General features: G+C 71.0%; 7 protein-coding genes. All 7 read left to right on the forward strand.

What is annotated here, in order from left to right; genetic code table 11:
* The first annotated feature begins 44 nt into the window (after positions 1-44).
* The 7 genes from ACFVWU_RS05205 (at position 45) to ACFVWU_RS05235 (ending at position 7,829) form a co-directional block, all read left to right on the forward strand.
* Positions 45-308, forward strand: coding sequence for a hypothetical protein (locus ACFVWU_RS05205; protein ID WP_387615840.1), 264 nt, complete (start codon positions 45-47; stop codon positions 306-308).
* 303 nt (positions 309-611) lie between these two features.
* Positions 612-1,937 carry a DUF3631 domain-containing protein gene (locus ACFVWU_RS05210; RefSeq protein ID WP_387615843.1) on the forward strand — a complete coding sequence of 442 codons (1,326 nt, stop codon included), beginning with the start codon at positions 612-614 and terminating at the stop codon, positions 1,935-1,937.
* 468 nt (positions 1,938-2,405) lie between these two features.
* Positions 2,406-3,221, forward strand: a complete 816-nt coding sequence (locus ACFVWU_RS05215; protein WP_387615845.1) for a DUF2637 domain-containing protein — start codon at positions 2,406-2,408, stop codon at positions 3,219-3,221.
* Between the two features lie 406 nt (positions 3,222-3,627).
* A complete protein-coding gene (locus ACFVWU_RS05220) occupies positions 3,628-4,209 on the forward strand; it encodes a MobC family plasmid mobilization relaxosome protein (RefSeq protein WP_387615848.1) in 582 nt (193 codons plus the stop codon).
* Positions 4,210-4,217: 8 nt separating this feature from the next.
* Positions 4,218-5,963: a relaxase/mobilization nuclease domain-containing protein gene (locus tag ACFVWU_RS05225; RefSeq protein WP_387615851.1), complete on the forward strand. Its 1,746-nt coding sequence runs from the start codon at positions 4,218-4,220 to the stop codon at positions 5,961-5,963.
* 100 nt (positions 5,964-6,063) lie between these two features.
* Positions 6,064-6,957, forward strand: a complete 894-nt coding sequence (locus ACFVWU_RS05230; protein WP_387615854.1) for a ParB/RepB/Spo0J family partition protein — start codon at positions 6,064-6,066, stop codon at positions 6,955-6,957.
* A gap of 326 nt (positions 6,958-7,283) precedes the next feature.
* Positions 7,284-7,829 carry a YbhB/YbcL family Raf kinase inhibitor-like protein gene (locus ACFVWU_RS05235; RefSeq protein ID WP_387615857.1) on the forward strand — a complete coding sequence of 182 codons (546 nt, stop codon included), beginning with the start codon at positions 7,284-7,286 and terminating at the stop codon, positions 7,827-7,829.
* Positions 7,830-8,026: the final 197 nt, after the last annotated feature.

Here is an 8,026-nt window from a genome sequence, read left to right on the forward strand (position 1 = left end):
CTCCGCCGCCCCCTACTCAGGGGAAGCCTGGATTTGGAGTTCATATGCGAACTGGTGAGATGTCGGCGACGGTGCAGGGGATGGGCCGGGCCGAGCTCCTCGCGTTGCCGGCGGCCATCGACCTCGATGCCGCCAACCGCGCCATCGGCCTCGGGCGGAGCAAGGGCTACGAGCTGGCCCGCCTCGGCGCGTACCCCTGCCGGGTCCTGCGGCTGGGCAAGAAGTACCGCGTGATCACGGCGGACCTTCTGCGCCTGCTCGGCATCGAGGCGGCGGTCGGTGAAGGTTCGGCGGCTGATGCAGCTTGACGTGGTGAGAGGCCGATCGACAAGCCCGTCTGCCGTGGGCGTACTTGCCCGCATGGAGTGGATCTTCCATCGGCATGGCCGTACGTTCGTGGTCCCTCGGAGGCCTCGGCCGCCGAGGGGCCACCGCCAAGGTGCAGGCAGTCCCTGCGAGTTGAGCGGACCGGTATCCCCAGTCCGCCGACCCCAAGACGCACGAAGGCCCCCGGTGCTGCGAACACCGAGGGCCAGGCGAAGTCCTTATCCGCGACCTTCATCGGTGGCGCGCGACGGCTCAGGTCCCGCGCCCCAGTCTGGAGCTTCAGCATGGAGTCTACGTCCCACCAGCCCGATCCGGCAGCTTCCATCGCGAGTTGGCCGCCGGTCGCCAAGCCGGGCGAGCCCGGCACCCTGCTGCCGGCCCGACAGCCGGAGTCTGTGTCCACAGCCTGTGGAGACGACGTCGAGGCGGCACCGGCCGAGCCTGCCGTCCCGGACGGGATCGACCTGATGCCGGACACCGAGACGACAGAGGGCGCAGAACTGCTCGCGCAGCTGAAAGCGCGGATCGCGCGATTCGTGATCCTGCCCTCCGAGGAAGCGCTGGACGCCACCACACTGTGGGTGGCGGCGACACATCTGCAGGGGGCGTGGCAGCACGCCCCGCGCCTGGCGGTGGTCGGGCCGGCAAAGCGGTGCGGCAAGTCGCGCCTGCTGGACGTGCTCACCGAGACCGTCCACCAGGCGCTCCTGACGGTGAACTCGTCTCCGGCTGCCGTGTTCCGCTCGATCACCGAGGAGCCGCCCACCCTGCTCGTGGACGAGGCGGACACGATCTTCGGCAGCCCGAAGATGGCGGAGAAGAACGAGGAGATGCGCGGCCTGCTCAACGCCGGGCACCAGCGCGACCGGTACGTGCTGCGGGTCGTCGGCAACGACCACACCCCGCGTCGATTCCATACCTTCGCCATGGCGGCCATCGCCGGCATTGGCGACCTCCCGGACACGATCATGGACCGCTCGATCGTGATCCGCATGCGCCGCCGCGCCGAGGGCGAGACGGTCTCGCCGTACCGTTCTCAGCGCGACAGCCCCGGGTTTCACGAGATCCGGGACCGGATCGCCCGCTGGACCGCACCTCTTGGCGACCGGGCCCTACGCCTGGAGCCGAGCATGCCGGTGGAGGACCGTGCCGCCGACACCTGGGAGCCCCTGGTGATCATTGCCGACCTCGCCGGAGGCCCCTGGCCCCGCTTGGCCCGCCAGGCGTGCAGGCGGATGGTCGACGCCGAGGTCCAGGCGGAGGAGGAGAACCTCGGCGGCGCGCGGATCCTCGCCGACATCCGCCGGATCTTCCACGCCAACCGCGAGCTGGACAGCCTGACCACCGACCAGTTGCTGCGCGAGCTCAACGACAACGCCGAGGCCCCGTGGGCCGAGTCGGCCCGGGGTGGTCTGAGCCCGCGCGGGCTCGGCTCGATGCTCCGCGAGTTCGGCATCTCCTCCGGCAACGTGCGCCTCGGCGACGGAACCCAGCGCAAGGGCTACACGCGCCACAAGTTCCTCGACGCTTGGCGCCGCTACTGCCCTACCGTTCACCCCATCACCCCCACGGCCACGGACGAGAGCGCAGGCACGGGCAGCAGAGGTTGACCAGCCTCCCCGAACTGCCGTCCCTGCCGTCCCTGCCGTAAAACCCGCAGGTCACAGCACCTGTTATCGAGACGGAACGGCCTCCCAAGACGGAAGCCGCATCCGTCCCAGGACGGCAGGGCGTCACCTCCAGGACGGCAACCGTCCCACGCCGCGACCGGCCCGCCGCCGCCCGAACCACGCTGCGAGCGGCGGGCCTGCCCCGGGACGGGAAACACATCCGTCTTGTGCCGTCCCTGCCGTCCCTGCCGTAAAACCGCAGGTCACCGGCCATGCTGCTGGGACGGATACGGGCCCCAAGACGGATACGCGCACCGTCCCGAACCTGAACACCGCCGCAGCAGTGACGCCACCGGCCAGCCGCGCCCGCCCCAGCCCAGAGCCCGTCCCGCAGCGGCAAGACGGCAAGACGGCAAAGACGGCAATCCCGCAAACCACCACCACCCGACCCGCGAGGACCCCTTCCGCATGACCGCCACCAAACCCATACGCCCCCGCCTGGACGCCGTCCTCATACAGGCCGCCATCGCGGGCGCCCTGTCCTTCGCTCACCTCCACGACATCGCCGAGGCTGCCGGGCAACACGGCTGGAAGGCCTGGGCCTACCCCGTCTCGGTGGACCTGCTGCTCGTCGCCGCCTGGCACCGCATGCGGACCCTGCGCTCCACCGGACGCCCGGCCGGCACCGCCTGGACCTGGTTCGCCATCGCCCTGACCGCCTCGCTCGGCGCGAACGTCGCCACCGCCGGACTCCTCGACCTCGACAACGTCCCGGCCTGGCTGCGGATCCTGGTCGCCGGATGGCCGGCCCTCGCCTTCTTCGGCGGCACCCTCCTCGCCCACAACACCGCCGCGACCGAGGTCGCCGCCGAGCCAGAGCCCGCCGACGACGAACTCCCGCCGCACGAAAACCCCGAGCCCACCCCGGCAGCCGAGCCTGCAGCCAGGGTGGAGCAGGACGGCCCGTTCAGCCCTGCGCCGGTCACGGAGAGCAGGGAAGACGTCCCGGCCTCCGACGAAGAACCGGTCGCGCCACGCAAGCGCACCGGACGCCCTCCCGCGAAGACCATGGACCAGCTCGTGGACATGATGCGGCCGATCGTCGCCGAGCACGGCGTCAGCGTCGCCGTGATCGAGAAGGCCCTCAGCGACGCCGGGATTCCGATCAGCAGCAAGCGCCGGACGGAGCTGATGACGCTCCTGCGGGATGAGCAGGCCGACCCTCAGCCCGAGCACGCCGACCGCGAGCCTGAGCAGGCGCGTGAGCATCCGGTGCCCGCCTGACGCGTCACCGCTTCATGGGTGGCCGCCCGCCAATGACCCGCACGGCGCTTGGCGGGCGGCCCCTTTACTGCCAATCGGTATGACGGATGTCCAACACAGGGTCAGCGGCATTCGCCAAAGCATCGGATCGCGCTTCCGCCGAACCGCTCTCTGCCCGAGCCGGTCTGCGCGCCGCGTTCACACCCCGCTCGCACCACAGCACCTCGACGACCCCGCGACAGGAGATCGGCCCGTGACCGACACCCAGCACCCCCACGACACCACCGACGAGAGCGCGGAGGAGGCGAGGAAGTCTCATACCGTGAAGGGTCTTTGGCGGTGGGCGTTCGGTAGTCGAGCCCCTGGCGGAGCCAGTAGTACCGCGAGTCCGACTCGTGGCCGGACTCGCGGGACCTCCGCCCCAGGGGTGGCGGAGACGGCCCGGCGCGAGGGCACGCCGGGCCAGGAGGTCGGGGCCGAGGGCGGCCCCGACCCGGACAAGCTCCTCGCCGTCCAGAAGCAGATCCTCGCCGACGTCGGCCCGACCGAGACCGACAACGAGCCCTCCGACGCCAGCGAAGCGGATGCTGACGAAAGCCCTGCCGATGGTGCCGAGTTGAAGAACCGCCGCCACACCGGCACCAAGCGCGATGAGCGCGTCGGCCCTTTGCGGTTCGAACCCGAGGAGGAGCCTCGGCTGCGTGCGGCTGCCGCCGCGAACGGCTACCGCGGCCTGTCCGGGTTCGCCGCCGACGTCGTCCTGGCCTTCATCGGCGGCCGGTTCTTCATCGACCTGCCTCTGGCGGAAGAACGCCGACTCATCCACGAGTTCCGCGCCCGCGTCCTGCGCCAGATCAGCGGTATCGCCAGCAACGTCAACCAGATCGCCCGAGCGCTCAACGGCGAGTACGACCTACCCGCCGACATCCGCCGCACCCTCGACGAACTGCACGGCCTGCTCACCGAGATCGCCAAGGCCCTTCGCCAGCCCGCCAACCAGGAAGGCTGAACACCGCCGTGATCGCAGCCATCAAGAACCCCGGCTCCAACACCCGCGGCCTGCTTGCCTACCTCTACGGACCTGGCCGCCAGGACGAGCACCGCGACCCGCACATCGTCGCCGGCTTCGCCATGCTCGCCATGCCCGACCCCGGCCGCGACGAGAACGCCACCCTCACCCAGCTGGCCCGCTACCTCGACGAGCCCGTCCGCCTGCGTAACAGCGAGCCCAGCAAGAAGCTCACCGACCACGTGTGGCACTGCCCCGTACGCGCCGCACCCGAGGACCGCTACCTCTCCGACGCCGAGTGGTCCGAGATCGCCGAGCGCATCGTCCGGGCCACCGGCATCGCCCCCAAGGGCGACGACCTGGCGTGCCGCTGGATCGCCGTGCGCCACGCGGACGACCACATCCACATCCTCGCCACCACCGTCCGCGAGGACGGCCGCCGCCCCAAGCTCCACAACAGCGGTCAGCGCATCGGCACCGAATGCCGCGAGATCGAGAAGGACTACGGCCTGCGTCAGCTCGGCACCGGCGACCGGACCGCCGAACGCCGACCCACCCAGGCCGAGATGCACAAGGCCAAGCGTCTCGGCTGGGAACAGACCAGCCGTGAGTGGCTCCAGGACCGCATCCGCGCAGCCATCCCCCACGCGAGCAACGCGGAGGAACTTCTCACCTACCTCCAGGCCGATGGCGTCGAGGTCAAGATCCGCCGCTTCCCATCCGGCGACCTTCAGGGCTACTCCGTCGCCCGCCCCGGCGACCTGAAGGCCAACGGGCAGCCGAACTACATCCCCGGCGGGAAGATCGCCCCCGACCTGTCCCTGCCGAAGCTCCAGGACCTCCTCGCGGCCGGCAAGCCGGAGGAGCATCCCACCGCCCGCCGCAACCAGCCCGGCACACCGTGGCAGCGCGCCACCGACGCCCTCGACACGTTCTCCGCCGACCTCGGCTACAGCGACGGCGACTGGGAAGGTGGCGGCAGTGGCGAGGCGCGAGCACAGGCCCACGTCACCGCGCTCGGCGAACTGATCGAGGCCACCGCGCAGACCGCGCCCGAGGACCTGCGCGGCGAACTGCGAGCCGCGTCACGGGCATTCGCCCGTGCCCAGCGCTCGAAGGTCAGTGCCGACCACGCGGCTGCGGCCGGCCTGCGGCAAGCGGCCCGCGACCTCGTGTACGCGGGCAGCGGCAAGGACGGCAGCACCCTCGCCGTCCTGGTCGCCGGCCTCGTCTGGGCCGCGATCCTGGCCGAGCGCTGGCACACCGCCCGAGGCCACGCCCAGCAAGCCGAAGCCGCCCGACGCACCGTCCAGCACCTTGAAGCCGCCTACGACCAGGCCGCCGCCGAGCAACTCACCGCCCTCGCCCACCGCCAGCCCAAGGAGGAGACCTGCAACACCCTCGCCAACGACGTCCGCGCGGCCGTCCCTGACCACGCCGAGCGAATCCTCACCGACCCCAACTGGCCCGCCCTCGCCACCGTCCTCACCGACGCCGAAGCCGGCGGCCACAAGCCCCACCAGCTCCTCAAGGAGGCCGCCGCCAAGCGCGAACTGACCACCGCCCGCCTGCCCGCCAAGGTCCTCCTCGGCCGGATCCAGCACACCAGCCGCAATCCCGCCCCCAACCCCGCCGCCGAAGCCGCCCGCCTCCGCTCACCCGCCGCGATCGCCCTCGGCCTGCACAGCACCCCCGCCAGCCCGGCCACCCCGCCCGCCGCACCGGCCACCGGCCCCCAGCGCCGCACGCGCTGAGGGCACCAGCTGACTCCGGGGGCACCGACCCGGTGCCCCCGGTATCCCCGCCCAGCAAGGAGACATCCTGAAGACCCACCCGTACGCCGCCAGCTTCCCGATGCTCCCCGAGCACGAGATGTATGACCTCGCCGAGTCCATCAAGGAGTTCGGCCTGACGATGCCCATCGTTCTCGACCCCGACGGCGTCCTCCTCGACGGCCGCAACCGCCTCTCCGCCTGCGAACTCGCCGGCGTCGAACCCCGCTTCACCACCTACACCGGCACCGACCAGACCGCGTACATCCTCAGCTCCAACCTGCGCCGCCGGAACCTCAGTGAGGGCCAGCGCTCCATGATCCACGCGATGGTGCTTTCAGTTTCGGGACACTCCCTGCGCACCCACGCCAAGCTCCACGACATCAGCCGCACCCGGCTGTCCCTCGCCAACACCGTGCTCAAGCGCGCGCCCGACCTCGCCGACCAAGTCCGCGACGGCAAGCTCGGCCTCGACGCCGCCAGCGACATGGTCCGCGAGCGCAAGGCCAGGGCCGACGCCATCCAGGCCCAGCACGACCGTCTCCGCCGACATGCCCCCGACCTGGCTGCCCAGGTCACCGAAGACCAGCTCACCCTCGACGCTGCCACCGTCGCACTCGACCAGCGACTCGAAGACGAACGCCTTCGCCGACGAGTCGAGGAGATCGACGCGATCCGCCTCGCTGACCGCGACCCGGGACCGACTTTCACCGCACTCGCCGAACGCGGTGACATCGACTGGCACCAGGCCCACCAGCGCGCCGAGCACTACCTCGCCCAACGGCAGGCCGCCGTCAGCCGCGATCAGCAGCACCTGACCGCCATCGCCGACAACTGGGCCGCCTTGCGCAACCTCGCCCGCTGCCCCGACAGTGCCTACGCCACCGAGGTCCTTGACGGCCTCACAACCGGTACCCGCGCGCTCATCACCCGCCTCGTCACCGGTGAGACCGAGGAGACGCACCAGGGCGACTGACGTAGTCGGCCAGCGGCCAACTGCACCGCAGAGACGCCGGTTTGATGTCCTTCTCCGGCGGCCGGGATCCATCCCGGCCGCCGTGCGTCGTGTCGTGCTGGCAACCGCCACCGACACGGAAGGCCCTGCATGACCAACCCCGCCGACGACCGCAACGACCACCACCGAACCGTCATCCGCACCGGCCCTGGACCACGGTCGGAGTAAGCCTGCTTGCGCGACGATTACGGCCCGGGCTGACTGGGTTCATGCGTCGGCGCACGCCAGACGGTGCGCGGCAACCAGTGCCCCGGCCGCCCTGGCCGCTGAAACGTATGGAGACAGGCGTGTCCGCCAATCCCTATGCCCGACTCGACCCGAACATGGCGTCCTTCACGCTGGCCAGCGCGGACACCGAGGACGGCGCACCCTACGCGGACCAGCACTACAGCAGCATCTTCGGGGTCCCCGGCGGTGAGGACGCCTCGCCGCAGTTGTCGTGGTCGGGGGCACCGGCCGGTACGAAGAGTTTCGCCGTGACGGTCATCGACCTCGACGCCCCTACCCCCAGCGGTTTCTGGCACTGGGGTCTGGTCGACCTGCCCGGCGACACCACCGAGCTGCCGGCCCGTGCCGGTGCGCCGGAGGCGAAGCTGCCCGGGGCGGCGTTCCAGCTGAAGAACGATGCCAGCACGGTGGGCTACATCGGTGCCGCCCCGGCCGTGGGTACTGGCCTGCATCACTACTACACCGCCGTGCACGCGCTGGACGTGGAGTCGGTACGCGCTCTGGGCGTCAACGAGCAGTCCACCCTCGCCCTGCTGCACTTCGTCATCCGAGGTCATGTCCTGGCCCGGGCGGTCATGGCGCCCACCGGCGAGCCGCGCTCGTAGCCGGTCGACGCAGCCGGCTCCGCGGTCCCCGAACGCGGGCGCACCCGGTGCATGCAAGCAGGAAGTCTGCAGTGATCCGCTGCGGGGCCGCCGCCCGGTGGGCGAGGCCCCCCCGCCACAGGTGACAGCAGGAGCCGGCAGGTAGCCGGTGAGGCACACGGCAGGGCACCCCCCGTCGGGGGGGTGAAAAACCCGGC

Source organism: Kitasatospora sp. NPDC058190 (assembly GCF_042883685.1).
Classification (GTDB): domain Bacteria; phylum Actinomycetota; class Actinomycetes; order Streptomycetales; family Streptomycetaceae; genus Kitasatospora.